General features: G+C 68.1%; 17 protein-coding genes. 10 read left to right on the top strand and 7 right to left on the bottom strand.

The window, feature by feature from the left end:
* Positions 1-14: 14 nt before the first annotated feature.
* Genes AC2S9W_RS19655 through AC2S9W_RS19645 form a run of 3 tightly spaced genes read left to right on the top strand, consistent with a single transcriptional unit; the run spans position 15 to position 1,712 of the window.
* Positions 15-596, top strand: a complete 582-nt coding sequence (locus AC2S9W_RS19655; protein WP_067111500.1) for an LOG family protein — start codon at positions 15-17, stop codon at positions 594-596.
* A gap of 31 nt (positions 597-627) precedes the next feature.
* The gene (gene pnuC, locus AC2S9W_RS19650; RefSeq protein WP_486571447.1) at positions 628-1,197 is read left to right on the top strand and encodes a nicotinamide riboside transporter PnuC; all 570 of its coding nucleotides are present in this window, start codon (positions 628-630) and stop codon (positions 1,195-1,197) included.
* On the top strand, positions 1,194-1,712 hold the full coding sequence (locus AC2S9W_RS19645) for an AAA family ATPase (RefSeq protein WP_486571446.1): 519 nt from the start codon (positions 1,194-1,196) through the stop codon (positions 1,710-1,712). The genes pnuC and AC2S9W_RS19645 overlap by 4 nt, the downstream gene beginning before the upstream one ends.
* Positions 1,713-1,885: 173 nt before the next feature.
* On the opposite strand, the gene AC2S9W_RS19640 is transcribed toward AC2S9W_RS19645, so the two are convergent.
* Positions 1,886-3,418, bottom strand: coding sequence for a class I adenylate-forming enzyme family protein (locus AC2S9W_RS19640; protein ID WP_486571445.1), 1,533 nt, complete (start codon positions 3,416-3,418; stop codon positions 1,886-1,888).
* An 82-nt stretch (positions 3,419-3,500) separates the two neighbouring features.
* Here AC2S9W_RS19640 and AC2S9W_RS19635 point away from each other — a divergent pair, with 82 nt between their 5' ends.
* From AC2S9W_RS19635 to AC2S9W_RS19610, 6 genes are all read left to right on the top strand, one after another.
* Entirely contained in the window at positions 3,501-4,241 is a 741-nt protein-coding gene (locus AC2S9W_RS19635; protein WP_067111456.1) for a response regulator transcription factor, read from the top strand.
* An 89-nt stretch (positions 4,242-4,330) separates the two neighbouring features.
* Complete coding sequence (locus tag AC2S9W_RS19630; RefSeq protein WP_076076710.1) at positions 4,331-5,860, top strand: acyl-CoA synthetase; 1,530 nt, start codon at positions 4,331-4,333, stop codon at positions 5,858-5,860.
* Positions 5,857-6,507 (top strand): TetR/AcrR family transcriptional regulator, encoded by a 651-nt coding sequence (locus AC2S9W_RS19625; RefSeq protein WP_067111461.1) that lies wholly within the window; start codon positions 5,857-5,859, stop codon positions 6,505-6,507. The genes AC2S9W_RS19630 and AC2S9W_RS19625 overlap by 4 nt, the downstream gene beginning before the upstream one ends.
* Positions 6,508-6,528: 21 nt before the next feature.
* Positions 6,529-7,140, top strand: coding sequence for a 2-hydroxychromene-2-carboxylate isomerase (locus AC2S9W_RS19620; protein WP_076076708.1), 612 nt, complete (start codon positions 6,529-6,531; stop codon positions 7,138-7,140).
* A 13-nt stretch (positions 7,141-7,153) separates the two neighbouring features.
* On the top strand, positions 7,154-7,957 hold the full coding sequence (locus AC2S9W_RS19615; protein ID WP_076076705.1) for a crotonase/enoyl-CoA hydratase family protein: 804 nt from the start codon (positions 7,154-7,156) through the stop codon (positions 7,955-7,957).
* A 184-nt stretch (positions 7,958-8,141) separates the two neighbouring features.
* The gene (locus tag AC2S9W_RS19610) at positions 8,142-9,002 is read left to right on the top strand and encodes an OST-HTH/LOTUS domain-containing protein (protein WP_104959839.1); all 861 of its coding nucleotides are present in this window, start codon (positions 8,142-8,144) and stop codon (positions 9,000-9,002) included.
* 84 nt (positions 9,003-9,086) lie between these two features.
* Here AC2S9W_RS19610 and AC2S9W_RS19605 read toward each other — a convergent pair whose 3' ends face one another.
* The 6 genes from AC2S9W_RS19605 to AC2S9W_RS19580 form a co-directional block, all read right to left on the bottom strand.
* Positions 9,087-9,800 carry an ATP12 family chaperone protein gene (locus tag AC2S9W_RS19605; RefSeq protein WP_104959838.1) on the bottom strand — a complete coding sequence of 238 codons (714 nt, stop codon included), beginning with the start codon at positions 9,798-9,800 and terminating at the stop codon, positions 9,087-9,089.
* On the bottom strand, positions 9,797-10,033 hold the full coding sequence (locus AC2S9W_RS19600; RefSeq protein WP_067111470.1) for a hypothetical protein: 237 nt from the start codon (positions 10,031-10,033) through the stop codon (positions 9,797-9,799). The genes AC2S9W_RS19605 and AC2S9W_RS19600 overlap by 4 nt, the downstream gene beginning before the upstream one ends.
* Positions 10,030-10,653, bottom strand: coding sequence for an FMN-binding negative transcriptional regulator (locus AC2S9W_RS19595; RefSeq protein WP_076076703.1), 624 nt, complete (start codon positions 10,651-10,653; stop codon positions 10,030-10,032). The genes AC2S9W_RS19600 and AC2S9W_RS19595 overlap by 4 nt, the downstream gene beginning before the upstream one ends.
* Positions 10,653-11,804 (bottom strand): RluA family pseudouridine synthase, encoded by a 1,152-nt coding sequence (locus AC2S9W_RS19590; RefSeq protein WP_104959837.1) that lies wholly within the window; start codon positions 11,802-11,804, stop codon positions 10,653-10,655. Before AC2S9W_RS19590 ends, AC2S9W_RS19595 begins: the two co-directional genes overlap by 1 nt.
* Entirely contained in the window at positions 11,801-12,178 is a 378-nt protein-coding gene (gene crcB / locus AC2S9W_RS19585) for a fluoride efflux transporter CrcB (protein ID WP_104960369.1), read from the bottom strand. Before crcB ends, AC2S9W_RS19590 begins: the two co-directional genes overlap by 4 nt.
* A gap of 110 nt (positions 12,179-12,288) precedes the next feature.
* Entirely contained in the window at positions 12,289-12,846 is a 558-nt protein-coding gene (locus AC2S9W_RS19580; RefSeq protein WP_486571444.1) for a thermonuclease family protein, read from the bottom strand.
* A 234-nt stretch (positions 12,847-13,080) separates the two neighbouring features.
* On the opposite strand from AC2S9W_RS19580, the gene AC2S9W_RS19575 reads away from it, so the two are divergent.
* Positions 13,081-14,073 carry a winged helix DNA-binding protein gene (locus AC2S9W_RS19575; RefSeq protein ID WP_486571443.1) on the top strand — a complete coding sequence of 331 codons (993 nt, stop codon included), beginning with the start codon at positions 13,081-13,083 and terminating at the stop codon, positions 14,071-14,073.
* Positions 14,074-14,110 lie beyond the last annotated feature (37 nt).

Genomic DNA, 14,110 nt, shown 5'->3' with positions numbered 1-14,110 from the left:
CCATGCCTTTCACGATGAAACGCCTTGCCGTCTATTGCGGGTCCGCGACCCCCGACGATCCCGCCTTCATCGAAACAGCGCGGCATGTCGGGCGCACGCTGGCCTCGCGCGGCATCGGCGTCGTCTATGGCGGGGGCCGGACCGGCCTGATGGGCGCGGTCGCCGATGCGGCGCTCGCGGCGGGGGGCGAGGTGATCGGGGTGATCCCCGACGCGCTGGTCGGCACCGAGGTCGCGCATCGCGGCGTGACCGAACTCCACGTCGTTTCGGGCATGCACGAGCGCAAGCGCATGTTCACCGACCTGTCCGACGGCTTTCTCACCATTCCCGGCGGCGTAGGCACGATGGACGAGCTGTGGGAGGCGATCAGCTGGGCGCAGCTCGGCTATCATGCCAAGCCCGTCGGGTTGCTCAATGCCGGGGGATTCTACAACGATCTGATCGCCTTCAACCGCCGTATGGTCGAGGTCGGCTTCATCCGCCCGGCGCATGCGCGGATCATGATCGTCGATGCCGGGCTCGACGAATTGCTCGACAAGATGGTCGCCTATCGCCCGCACGAGCCGATCTTCGCGATGAAGGCCGACGATTTGTGACCCACGTCGGGCGACGAGGGGGGCGCCGCCCATGAGCGAGGTGGAATGGATCGCCGCCAGCCTCGTCCTGATCAACGTCGCGCTCGTCGCGTTGCGCAGCGTGTGGAACTATCCCTTCGCGCTCGTCGCGGTCAGCCTCTACGCCGTCGTTTTCTATGAGGCGAAGCTTTACAGCGACATGCTTCTCCAGGGCTTTTTCCTTGTCCTGAACCTCTATGGCTGGGCCGCCTGGCTGCGCGCGCGCGCGGACAGTGGCGTGCCGGTCGGCTGGATGACCGCGCGGGCGCGGCTGGTCTGGGGCGGCGCCACGCTGGCGGCCTGGATCGTCTGGAGCGCGGTGATGCATCGCCACACCGACGCGGCGGCGCCGTGGATCGACGGCGCGATCGCGATGGCCAGCATCACCGCGCAATGGCTGCTCGCGCGGCGCCGGGTCGAAAGCTGGTGGCTGTGGATCTTCGTCGATCTGATCGCGGTGCCGCTCTTCGCCTCGCGCGGCCTCTATGCGACGAGCGTGGTCTATGTCGTGCTGCTCGGCCTGTCGATCGACGGGCTGATCCAGTGGCGCCGCGCCGCGGCGGCGGGAACGGCGCCCGCATGACCCGCCGCATCTGCCTCCACGGCGCCGAAAGCACCGGCAAGTCGACGTTGGCGCCGCGACTCGCCGCGCGGCTCGGCGGCCTCGTCGTCCCCGAATATGGCCGCGCCTATGCCGAGGCGAACGGCACCGAATTCGACGAAGCCGACCTGCTCGCGATCTTCCGCGGCCATGTCGCCGCGACGCATGCGGCGCTGGCGCAGGGGCCCCGATGGCTGGTGTCCGACACCGACCCGCTGATGACGCAGGCGTGGGCGGTGATGCTGCTCGGGCGGCGGCTGCCCGAAATCGACGCGTGGGACGAGGTCGCCGACCTCTACCTCGTCCCCGCGATGGACCTGTCGTGGGAAGAGGACGGCACGCGGCTGTTCGGCAGCGACCTCGCGCGGCGGCAGTTCATGGACGTCGCGATCGGCGAACTCGAACGCCGGCGGCTGCCATGGGCGTGGGTCGAGGGCGAAGGCGACGCGCGACTGGCGAGCGCGCTGGCGGCAGTGGAGGCGGCGGAGTTCGCCTGATCGCGAAGGTTGCGGGTCGTCCGTTTGGGGTAGCCAGACATACCCCATCTTCGTCATCCCCGCGAAAGCGGGGATCCAGAGCGGGCGTCGGCCGACCTTTCCCTGGGTTCCCGCTTTCGCGGGAATGACGAAGCGAAAAACGAGAATGGCGTCTTCCGATCGCTATCCGCTATTCACCCCGAATAGGCGTCGCGCAATTCGCGTTTCAGTACCTTGCCGATCGGGCTGCGCGGCAGTTCTTCGACGACGCGGATTGCGCTCAGCCGCTGGGTCTTGCCGACCTTGGCGTTGCAGTCGGCGCGCACGCTTTCGACATCGGCGCTGGGCTTGAGCACGACGAAGGCGACGGGCGTCTCGCCCCATTCCTCGCTCGGCATGCCGACCACCGCCGCCTCGACGACGCGGTCGTCGGCGAGCAGGATCGCCTCCAGATCGCTCGGGAAGATGTTGAAGCCGCCCGAGATGATCATGTCCTTCGCGCGGTCCATCAGCGTCAGGAAGCCGTCTTCGTCGAAGCGGCCGATGTCGCCGTGACGATAGAAGAGATTCCCCTCCGCATCATACCAGTGCATCGCCCGGGTCGCGTCGGGACGGTTGTTGTAGCCGGTCATCATCGCGGGGCTGCGGCCGACGATCTCTCCGACCGAACCCTGCGGCAGTTCGTTGCCTTCCTCGTCGATCACCTTGGCGATGTGGCCGGGTGCGGGGCGGCCGACCGTGTGCAGCTTGTCGGGATATTGATGCGCTTCGAGGATGAAGGCCGCGCCCCCCTCGGTCATGCCGTAGATTTCGACGAGCCCGCCCGGCCAGCGCTTGAGCACGTCGGCCTTGAGCGCGGCGGGGAAGGGGGCCGAGGTGCAATATTTCATGATGAAGCTGGAGAGGTCGAAGCGGTCGAAATCCTCGAGCGCCATGATGCGGCGATATTGCACCGGCACCAGCATCGTGTTGGTCGCGCGCTCGCGCTCCGCCAGTTCAAGGAAACCGCGCGCATCGAACTTCTTCATCAGCACGACCTGCCCGCCCGATCCGACGGTGGGAAGGAAGCTCGCCATCGTCGTGTTCGAATAGAGCGGGGTCGACAGGATCGTCACCGCGTGCGGGCCATAGGCGGGAACGCCGCGCTGGATATGCTGCCAGCGCATCGCGTGGCTGTGGACGATGCCCTTCGGCGTGCCGGTGGTGCCCGACGAATAGATGATGTTGAAGCCGTCCTCCGGCCGGATTTCGACCGCATCGGGCTTCGTTCCCGCGGGCGCCATCCAGTCGTCCAGCGCGACCCCGACGCCGCTGCCGTCCATGGCGATGCGGTCGGTCGCAGCGACGGTCTGGCCTTCGAGGCTCGCCGCGGCGGCGCTGTCGAGGAACAGGTGGCGCGCGCCCGTGTCGGCGATCATCGCCGCCATCTGTTCGCCGGTCGCGCTGTTGGTGATCAGTCCCGCGACGCCGCCGGCGCGCAGCGTGCCGAGGATCGCGGCTATCTGTTCGACGCTGTTGAGCCCGGCAACGGCGGTCCGGTCGCCGCTCTGGAAGCCGTCCTGCTGAAGCCGGGCGGCGATTCGATCCATCATCCGGTCCAGTTCGGACCAGCTTAATCGCCGCGACGGGTCGGCAGCCGCTACGGCATCGGGACGTTCGGCGGCATGGGCGCGGATCAGGTCGGGCAGGGTGGCGAAAGCGCTGTCGAGCAGGTCGGTCGAGGTCATGTCCATCGGTTAGCACAGCGGGGGACCGGCGCAATGCCGGGCGCCGCGAAACGCCGTCGGGTGTGACGGCCTGGGGGGCAGGGTGCGGGTATCGGACGGAGGCGATCCGGGCGGCGAATCGCATGATGGGGCGGGGCGCATCGCCCTCTATCATCCGCTGCGCGAGCGCGCCGCGACGCTGGGCGCGGCGCTGGAAGCCGCGGGCCATGCGGTGCGGTCGATGCCGTCGCCGGCGAACGGACTGCGGCCATGGCTCGACGGCTGCTTCGACCTGCTGCTGATCAACCCCTTCCTCGATTGGCAGGACCCCTTTGCCTTCGTGCGGCTGATGGCGGCGGTCGCCGCGCGGCGGCCGGTGCTGGCGGTGTCGGATCGCGACTCGCTGGAGGAACGGATGATCGCGCTGCATGGCGGCGCGGACGACGTGGTCACCTGGACCGACAATCTGCCCGAGGTGCTGGCGCGCGCCGCCGGGCTGTTGCGGCGCAGCCGGCTGGCCGCCGGCCAGCTTGGCGCGGGCGAGTTGCGGATCGACCTGATCGACCGGCGCGTCGAGCGCGCGGGGCGGCCGATCCGCCTGCCGCTGCGCGAATTCGACCTGCTCGCCAATCTGGCGCGCGTTCCCGATCGTCCGCTGTCGCGCGCGGCGCTGCTCAAGGCGGTGTGGCGGCTCGACTTCGATCCGGGGACCAACCGGGTCGAGGTGCATATGTCGCGGCTGCGCGCCAGGCTCGACCGCGGCTTCGCCTGGCCGATGCTGCACACGATCAAGGGCGTCGGCTATGCGCTGCGCTCGCATCCCGGCGCGGGCGCGCCCGAATAGGGGCAAGACCCTAAGCCTGCTTGACCCGGCGCTTCGGATGGCTACTGACTCGGCGGAAAGAACGAACAGAACAGCTGGAGAGATCGCCGATGCACCCGTCCGTCCACGCCGCCTCTACCCCCGACAAGCCGGCGATCATCGTCGCCGAGACGGGCGAATCGATCAGCTATGCCGAACTCGACGCGGCGTCGAACCGTGCGGCGCAGCTTTTTCGCGCGCACGGACTGGGGCACGAGGACGTCGTCGCCTTCATGCTCGACAACACGCCGCATTATTACGGGCTGACCTGGGGCGCGCAGCGCGCGGGGCTGCGCTATGTCTGCATCTCGTCGCGGCTGACGCAGGACGAGACCGACTATATCCTCGAAAATTCGGGCGCGAAGATGCTGATCGTCGCCGCCAGCCTCGCGCCCGCGGCGCAGCAACTCCAGACGCGGATCGAGCGCTTTTCGATGGGCGGCGACATCGCCGGCTGGCCGAAGATCGAGGACGAACTGGCGAAGATGCCGGCGACGCGGATCGCCGACGAGCGCGCCGGGGTCGACATGCTCTATTCTTCGGGAACCACCGGCCGGCCCAAGGGGGTCAGGGTGCCGCTGCCCGAGGAGCGCGAGATCGACGCGCCGAACAGCCTCGTCATGCTCGCCGCCGCGGCCTTCCATATCGGCCCCGAAAGCGTCTATCTGTCGCCCGCGCCGCTCTATCACGCGGCGCCGCTGCGCTGGTCGATGACGATTCATCGGCTTGGCGGCACCGTCGTGCTGATGAAGAAATTCGATCCCGAAGGCGCGCTGGCGGCGATCGAGACATATCGCTGCAACGCCGCGCAGTTCGTGCCGACGCATTTCGTGCGGATGCTGAAACTGCCCGAGGCGGTGCGCGCGAAATACGACGTGTCGTCGATGAAGAGCGCGATCCACGCCGCCGCGCCGTGCCCGGTGCCGGTCAAGCAGGCGATGATCGACTGGTGGGGGCCGGTGCTGCTCGAATATTATGCGGGATCGGAAGGCAATGGCATGACCTTCGCGACCAGCGAGGACTGGCTGGCGCACAAGGGCACGGTCGGGCGCGCGATCAACGGCGTGCTGCACATCGTCGGCGAGGATAACGAGACCGAACTGCCGGTGCGGCAGGAAGGCACGGTCTTTTTCGAAAGCGAGCAGGTCTTCGAATATCACGACGACCCCGAAAAGACCGCGTCGAGCCGCAATTCGAAAGGCTGGTCGACGCTGGGCGACGTCGGCTGGGTCGACGAGGAGGGTTTCCTCTATCTGACTGACCGCAAGAGCTTCATGATCATCTCCGGCGGGGTGAACATCTATCCGCAGGAGATCGAGAATCATCTCGTCACCCATCCGAAGGTCGCCGACGTCGCGGTCGTCGGCGGACCGCACGAAGAGATGGGCGAAGAGGTGATCGCGGTCGTCCAGCCCGCCGACATGGCCGACGCCACCGACGCCTTGCGCGAGGAACTGGGCGCCTATGCGCGCGAGAAGCTGTCGGGAGTGAAGATCCCGCGGCGCATCGATTTCCTGGAGGCGCTGCCGCGCCACGACACCGGCAAGCTCTACAAGCGGCTGCTGCGCGACCAATATTGGGAGAAGGCGAAGGGCAAGTGAGCCCGCCGCGGGTCAAGACGCGCGACCGCATCCTGACGGCGGCGCTGCGGCTGTTCAACGAACAGCGCTTCGGCAGCGTCTCGACCGCCGCGATCGCCGCCGAGGTCGGCATCGCCGAGGGCAATCTGTGGTATCATTTCCGCAGCAAGCGCGCGCTGCTCGACGCGATCAGCGCCGATTTCGCGGAGGCGATCGAGGAACGGCTGCGGATGCGGCCGTCCGACGCGGGCGACCTGATCGAGGAATATGTCGGGCTGCTCGCCTGCATGCAGCGCGAACTGCACACCTTCCGCTTCATCTATCGCGACCGCGCCGATTACGGCGAATCGAGCCCGATCATCCTCGATCATATCGGCGGCTGGTACGACCGGGTGCACGAACAGCTGAGCATCTATCTGGGCGCGATGATCGATCGCGGCCTGCTCGACTGGCCGCGCGTCCGGCTCGGCGACCTGTGCACCAACGCGTTGCTGATTCTGCGCTTCGGCCTCGAATATCAGCGCGAGATGGACCCGGCGGCGGTCGGCGACCTCGACAGCGCGCGCTGGACGGTCGAGCGTCATCTGACGCTGTTCGAGGACCGGCTCGATCCCGCCGCCGCACGCCGCTTTCACCGTGCGATCGAGCAGGCCGACCTGCAAAGCTGACCCGCCAGCGAAGGAGCCGTCATGCCCTCCCGTCTCGAATTCTTCTTCGACCTCTCGTCGCCCTGGACCCGCCTGGCGTTCGCCAATGTCCAGCCGCTGATCGCGCGGACGGGCGCCGATGCGACCTTTCGCCCGATCCTGGTTGGCGGGGTGTTCAACGCGGTGAACCCGGCGGTCTATGCCGCGCGCGAGCAGACCGACAACCGCAAGATGCAGCATGGCTGGAAGGTGCTGGCCGACTGGGCGCGGCTGGCGGGGGTGGAGATGAACTTCCCGTCGCGCTGGCACCCGGCGAAAAGCGTCCACGCGATGCGGTTCGCGACCGCGCTCGAGGACGACCAGCCGGCGCTGCTCGCCTTTGCGCGCGCCGCGTTCGAAAGCTATTTCGGGCGGCAGGAGAATCTCGACGATCCCGCCGTGCTCGAAGCCGTGGCGACGGGCGCGGGGCTCGACGGCGCAGCGATCCGCGCCGCCTCGACCACCGACGCGGTCAAGGCGCGGCTGCGCGCCAATACCGAAGAACTGGTGGCGCGCGGCGGTTATGGTTCGCCGACGCTGTTCGTCGACGGCACCGACATGTATTTCGGCAACGACCAGCTGCCGCTCGTCGAAGCGGCGCTTCAACGCAACTGAGAGGATTCTCCCGATGCAGGACCGCATTTCCATCACGATGCTGGAGGACGGCATCGCCGACGTCCGGCTGATCCGCGCCGACAAGATGAACGCGCTCGACGCCGCGATGTGGTCGGCGCTGGCCGAGGCGATCGACGAGCTGAAGGCGAAGCAGGGACTGCGCGTCGTCGTGCTGTCGGGCGAGGGGCGCGCCTTCTGCGCCGGGCTCGACCTCTCGAGCCTCAGCGCCGAGCGCGATCCGGGGGCGAGCAGCGCGGGCGGCACGCTGTCCGACCGCACGCGCGGCCTGTCGAACAATGCGCAATATGCCGCGTGGGGCTGGCGCGAATTGCCGGTACCGGTGATCGCCGCGGTGCACGGCGTCGCATTCGGCGCGGGCAGCCAGATCATGGCGGCGGCCGATATCCGCATCGTCCATCCCGACACGCGCATCGCGATCATGGAGATGCGCTGGGGCCTCGTCCCCGACGTCGCGGGAATGGCGCTGTGGCGTACGCAGGTTGCCGACGACGTGCTGCGCGAGATGATCTACACCAACCGCGAATTCACCGGGTCGGAGGCGAAGCTGCTGGGTTTTGCGACGCATGTCGCCGACGACCCGCTGGGCAAGGCGATGGACCTCGCGCGGGTGATCGCGGGCAAGAACCCGCACGCGATCCGCGGCGCCAAGCGCCTGTGCAACATGCTCGCCGACGCGACCGATGCCGAGATATTGCAGGCCGAAAGCGACGAACAGATCAAGGTCATCCGCACCCCGAACCAGATCGAGGCGGTGATGGCGCATATGGAGAAAAGAAAGCCGAACTTCGCGGATTGAATGGGTGGTTGATTTCGGTTTGTGTCGGGCCCTTCGACTGCCTTGGCAGGCGCTCAGCATAAACTTCGGTCTTTGGTCGAAGTCGAGACATCCATCGGAATGGAGCCGGGACGATAGCGCGGCGGTTTGGGAGTAAAGCAATTCGTCATCGCAATTCCATCAATTCCGAACAGCAGGTTGCGCTATGATGGCGGTATCGGATGACGCCCTGCAAACGCGTCAGCGCGAAGTGCAGAGATTGCTGGGCCGATGTTTGCTTCGACTCCAGCAGTATGAGCGCCTGATTAAAGCCATCGTCGCACATCACGAAATCTCGGGGCCTGCCTGCCAGCTGGGGTTGGAGAAGGTCCGAGCGGCGCGGGTGGACGACACCGCGAGAAAAACGCTCGGTGTCTTGGTTGACGACCTCCTCGGGTCGTATATTGTCACCGATGCAATCGGCGCGAACAATGCTGCGCAGGACATTGACTCGTTCAGCGTCCGGATGCGTCTCGTTTTTTCGGACGAGGATTTCGCCCGGACAAAAAATGAGCTCGTCGAACTGGTAAGTCTGCGGAACGGCTTGGTTCACAACTTCATCGACCAGCACGACCTTTGGAGCTTGGATGGATGTCATGGCGCTCACGACGCCTTGGTTGCCGCCTATAGCCGCATCGACGAACGTTTCGAACATCTCCGCGGATGGGCTGAAGATATGGAACAATGTCGGCGTCTGGCCGCGGAGTTTGTCCAGTCGGATGAATTTCGCGATTGTGTCATCAATGGCATTGCCCCGGATGGCAAAGTGGATTGGTCTGCCACAGCTATCGTGGATGCGTTGCGGGAAGCGGCCGGTGAGTTGGCCATCGACGGATGGGCATCCGTCGCCGATGCCGGAAGATGGATTGCCGAGCGGTTTCCAGAGCAACTACCCGGGAAATATGGATGCAGCAGCTGGCGGCAGGTCGTGCATGAGTCGCGAGTATTCGAGATTCGATATTTCGAAGAAGATGGGCAGCGTTCTGCTCGCTATCGGGAAAAGGAAAGTCCTTCGATGTCACATTAACAGGTTTGGGATCCTGCTGATTGCTATGCAAGGCAGAAGAAATTTCTATGTTAGCCGCATAAATCCGGTCCATCACTTCTAACTTTACGATGCAACACACGTCTCGGATCCGAGCAAACTCAAAAACCGCGCCGCGTGGTGCCAGTCGGCCTCGCGGCGCGCACGCGTCTTCCGCGCTTCGGTATCGGCGCCCCAGCGGCGTTCCTGATAGAGTTCGTCGAGGCTGACCGCCGTCCACAGCGCGTCCGCCGGAAAGGCATCCTCGACCAGCGCGAGCCCGGCGACGAGCGACCCGCCGATGGTGACGAGCGGCGCGAGCGGCGCGAGGCGGAAGGGATCGAGGCCCTGCACCGCATCGCGCAGCGCCGCGACCGTCGCGGGCGGCTGATCGACCGGCAGCACCCCCTGCGCGAGCGCGAATTCGATCCCGTGGCGCTGCTCGGCCCAGGCGAGCAGCGGGTTCCACGCCGCCGCCTGTTCGGCCTGCAGCGCCGCGTCGCGGTCGTCGCGGTAGCAGAAGAGGTCGCTCGCGGCATAGGCGGCGATCGGCGCCGCGAAGCCGGCGGGGTCGGCGGTGGCGAGGTCGATCGCGGCGTTGGCGATGCCTGTCAGCGGCATCGACGCCGGGTCGATATCCTCGCCCTGCGCGTCCCACTCGGCGGCGATCGCCTCGGCCAGCGCGCGGCCCGCGACGGCGAGCGGCGCACGCGCCGGGGTGCGCACCGGCCGCCCGTCGAGCGCGACGCCCCAGCCGCCGTCCTGCGGGACAGCCTCGGCCTGCTTCCAGAAGCGCTTCACGGCCCGGGCGGCGTCCGCCAGCGGCGCGCGAGAATGCGCGGCATGATCGCGAAATCGAACAAGCCGATCAGCACCACGGCGGCGCCGACCCAGCGGTCGGCGGGCTGGCCGGCGAGCGCCCATACGCCGCGGATGAGCAGGAAGCCCGCGAGGATGAGCAGCGCGCCCACAAGTCGCATGCTGGACAGCGCGAAAAAGCGTTTCTTCGCCAGGGCGTCTTCGGGTCGGGTCATGCGCTTTTCCTATCGCCGCCAAGCTCGCGCATCAAATGCGCCAGCGCGCCATGGCCGGTCGCCTCGATCGCCGTCGCGATCCGCGCGCGTTCGTCGGCCGGCTTGTTCTGCGACAGCTTGATCGTCGGGCGCCATGCGGCGATCCGCATCTCGAAGCCGATGATCGCACCGGTCAGTTTCGCGAAATAATTCGGGTCCATCTTGTCGCGCGTCCACGGCGGATTCGCTCCGATCCGCGCCTCGTGCTGCGCCGACAGCGCGTCGAGCTGCGCCACCAGTTCGGCCTCGTCGAGCCGGCGCGCCGGGCCTTCCATCTCGACCGCGACATAATTCCACGTCGGCACCGCGTGCGCTTCCTCGGCATACCAGCCCGCGCTGACATAGGCGTCGGGGCCCTGCACGACCGCAAGCGCCGTCGCCCCGGCGAGATGCCGGGTCAGCCCGTTGCCGCGCGACAGATGGAATTGCAGCGTCGCCGCATCCGCGCTCAGCACCACCGGCGCGTGCGCGACGCGCGGGCCGTCGGGCGTGCCCGCGAAGATGGCGGCGAAGCCGATCTCGCGCACCAGCAGCGCGGCGAGGTCGTCCTGCCGCGGCCGGAAGGCGGGGTCGGGATGCATCAGCGCGGTTTCCGGGGCGCGGGCTTGCGGCCGCCGGGTTTCGCGGGGCCGCGTTTCGCCGGGGCCTTGGGCTTCGCCTTGGCTTCGGCGCGGCCGCGCCGCTCGCCGCGCCTTGCCTTGCGCACTTGCTTGGCGTGCGCCTTGGCCTTCGTCTTCTGCACGGTCTTCGCCGAAGGCCGGGGCGCCTCCTCGGCCAATGCGTCGCCGAGCAGCGGGTCGAAGCCCAGCGCGTCGAGGCTCGCAGCGAAATGTTCGGGCACCGGCGCCGAGATGTCGAGCGCGCCGCCGTCGGGATGGTCGATGCGCAGGCGGCGGCTGTGCAGGTGCAGCTTGCGGCTGATCGTGCCGGTCAGGAAAGCCGCCTTGCCGCCATATTTGCCGTCGCCGACGATCGGGTGGCCGATCGCCGCCATATGGACGCGAAGCTGATGGGTGCGGCCGGTCAGCGGCTGGAGTTCGACCCACGCCGCGCTGTTCCCCGCGCGCTCGATGATGCGATAGCGCGATTTCGAAGGCAGCCCCTTGTCGTCGACATGCATCTTCTCGCCGCCCGATCCGGGCTGCTTCGCCAGCGGCAGATCGATTTCCCCCTGCGCGATGTCGGGGACGCCGACGACGATCGCCCAATAGGTCTTGCGCGCGCTGCGGTTCGAGAAGGCCTTGGCGAACCATGCGGCGGCGCGCGGGGTGCGCGCGACGAGCAGCGCGCCCGACGTGTCCTTGTCGAGCCGGTGGACGAGCTTCGGCCGCACCGGCGCCTCGCCCTGCAACGCGCCGAGCAGCCCGTCGACATGCGCGTCGGTCTTCGTCCCGCCCTGCGTCGCAAGCCCCGGCGGCTTGTCGAGCACGAACGCGCTCGCATCGCGGTGGATCACCATCGCTTCGGCCAGCGCGACGTCGGCGGGGGACAGCGGCCGGTCCTTGCGCGGACGCGGTCCGGTGGGGGCGGCGGGGGGAACGGGCATCGCGATCCGCTGCCCCGCCTCGATCCGGGCGGAGACGTCCGCTTTCTTTCCGTCGAGCGTCAGTTCGCCCGACCGCGCCCAGCGCGCAATCAGCGCGTGCGGCGTGCCCGGCCGGTGCCGCTTGAACCAGCGGTCGAGCCGGATGCCGTCATCCTCTTCCCCGACGGTGGCGCTGTCGCCGCTCATGCCGGAAACTGCCGCATCGCGAGCATCCCCAGCCCGCATACCGCGATGCCGACGACGACCGACGAGAGGACGTAGGCGGCCGCCTGCGCCATCGCTCCGCGTTCGAACAGCAGCCAGAATTCGAGGCTGAACGAAGAAAAGGTGGTGAAGCCGCCGAGAATGCCGACGCCCAGGAACAGCCGCGTCGTCTCGCTGCCGCCGCTGCGCGCGAGCCAGCCGATCAGCAGGCCCATCAGCAGGCTGCCCGCGATGTTGATCGACAGCGTCCACCACGGGAAACCGGGGCCGAGCCGCGCGAGCATGATCTGGCCGACCAGATGCCGCGCCCCCGCGCCGATCGCGCCGCCGACCATGACTGGGAAAAGTCCGTTCATGCGCTCGTCCCTAGCGGCAAAAGCGCGCGGCGGAAAGCGGGCGCATGGCCATTCGGGACGCGCTGTCGATGCCGGTCGGGCCCGTGGCGCCGTGGTGCCGGTTTCGGCGGCTATTCTTTCGGCTGCTGGTGCGCCCCGCGCCAGTCGGCGGGCCGGACGAAGCGCCCCTGCCAGATGCCGCGCCGCTTCGCACGCGCTTCGGCTTCCTCGACGAAATAGCGGTCGTCGGTCGTGATCGCCCAGCCCTGACGCACCAGCGCGGCGCCGAGGTCGGACCCCGCGGGGTTGGGGACGGTCCGGCAGGCCGCGAGCGTTCGGCGATAACGGTCCGTGCCTTCGATCGCGCAATGAAGAGGGCCGCGCCCGGCGAGACGTTCGAGCGCCGCGCGCGCCTCGACCCCGCACGGCCAGCGCGTGCCGTCGGCGCGTTCGCAGTCCTGCCGATATTCGACCGCGTCGATGCCGACGAGCCGGATGGTCAGGGCGCGGCCATCCTGCCGCGCCGTCAGGCTGTCGCCGTCGATGACGTGGACGAGCGGGACCACCGCCACCGGTGCCGGGCTTCCCAGCCATGCCGCGACCGCCAGTCCGGCGAGCAGCAGCAGGGCGACCAGCGCGCGCAGCCGCCGGCGCCAGCGCAGGCGGGTGAGGGGAGAGGAGCGGCGCATCGGACTCGCGGTGGAGCGGCGAAGCCGGCGTTGCAAGGGTGAATCAGGGATTGACGATGAGAACAAATCATGTCCAAAATGGACCAAATTAGTCCGCCGACTTGCCCGCGCACCGGGTCGGGTCCGCGGCAGGGTCCGAAATGGCGGCAGATACGAACGAACAAAAGGGGAATATCGCCGCTATGACGGCATAAGGGCACCGGGATGGGTAGAAAACAGGGAAAGGGTGGGGCCATGGAACAGGCGATCGCATTTCGACCGGCGGAAACCGTGCCATCGCCGGATCGGGCGAACCTTGGACCGGCGACGCGCTTGCTGTTCGTCGGCCCGGCGGAAGCGGTGCCGGACTATGCGCGGGCGGGGGTCCGGCTGGTCGCGGCGCTCGCCCCGTCCGACGCGGCGGCGCATATCCGCGCGATGATCGCGGTCGACATCGTCTGGCTGGCCGACGCCGACGCGATCGACGAGCCATCGCTTGCCGACATTGCCGCCGCGGTGATCGAACGCGATTGCCGGCTGGTGTGCGAGACCGGGCTGGCGGCGCTCGACCGCGTCGCGGCGGCGATCCCGCCCGCGGTGCGCGCCGAATGGCTGGTCGAGGCCGATGCCGCCGACCGGCTGGTCGCGCTTGCCGCCGCCAGCCCCGGCGCGGCATTTGCCGTGCACGACGTCGCGCGCGACGAAGCGATGGAGCGCATCGATCGCTTGCAGGAAGAGGTGGCGCGCATCTCGCGCCTGCTCGGCGACCTTGCCGGACAGCGCGGGCTGGCGGGGGGACCCGGCGGGCTGGCGATGCCGCCGTCCGACGACCCCGGCCGCGCGGTGTCGCTGCGGTCGCCCGGGCGCGACTATGTCGCCACGCCACGCAGCTTCGTGCCCGAGGATCGGGCGACCGATCGCCAGCGCGCCAAGGCGGTGCGCCGCCTCCTGCGGCAGCGGCGGATACGCGAGCAATATTTCCCGGCCGACCTGTTCGCCGATCCGGCGTGGGACATGCTGCTCGATCTTTATGCCGCGCGGCTCGAGCGGCGGCCCGTTTCGGTATCGAGCCTGTGCATCGCCGCCGCGGTCCCCGCGACGACCGCACTGCGCTGGATCAAGACGATGACCGACGCCGGCCTGTTCGTGCGCGAAGCCGACCCCAACGACGGACGCCGGATCTTCATCGCGCTCGCCGACGGCGCGGCCGATGCGATGACGCGCTATTTCGAGGCGCTGGAGGAATAGGCGCGGCGGCTTGCCCGTGCGGCGAAGCTGTGGCAGG

The sequence above is a fragment of the Sphingopyxis sp. 550B genome, assembly GCF_057401805.1.
The sequence above is the reverse complement of the archived record's forward strand: the minus strand, read 5'-3'. Positions and strand labels throughout refer to the sequence as shown.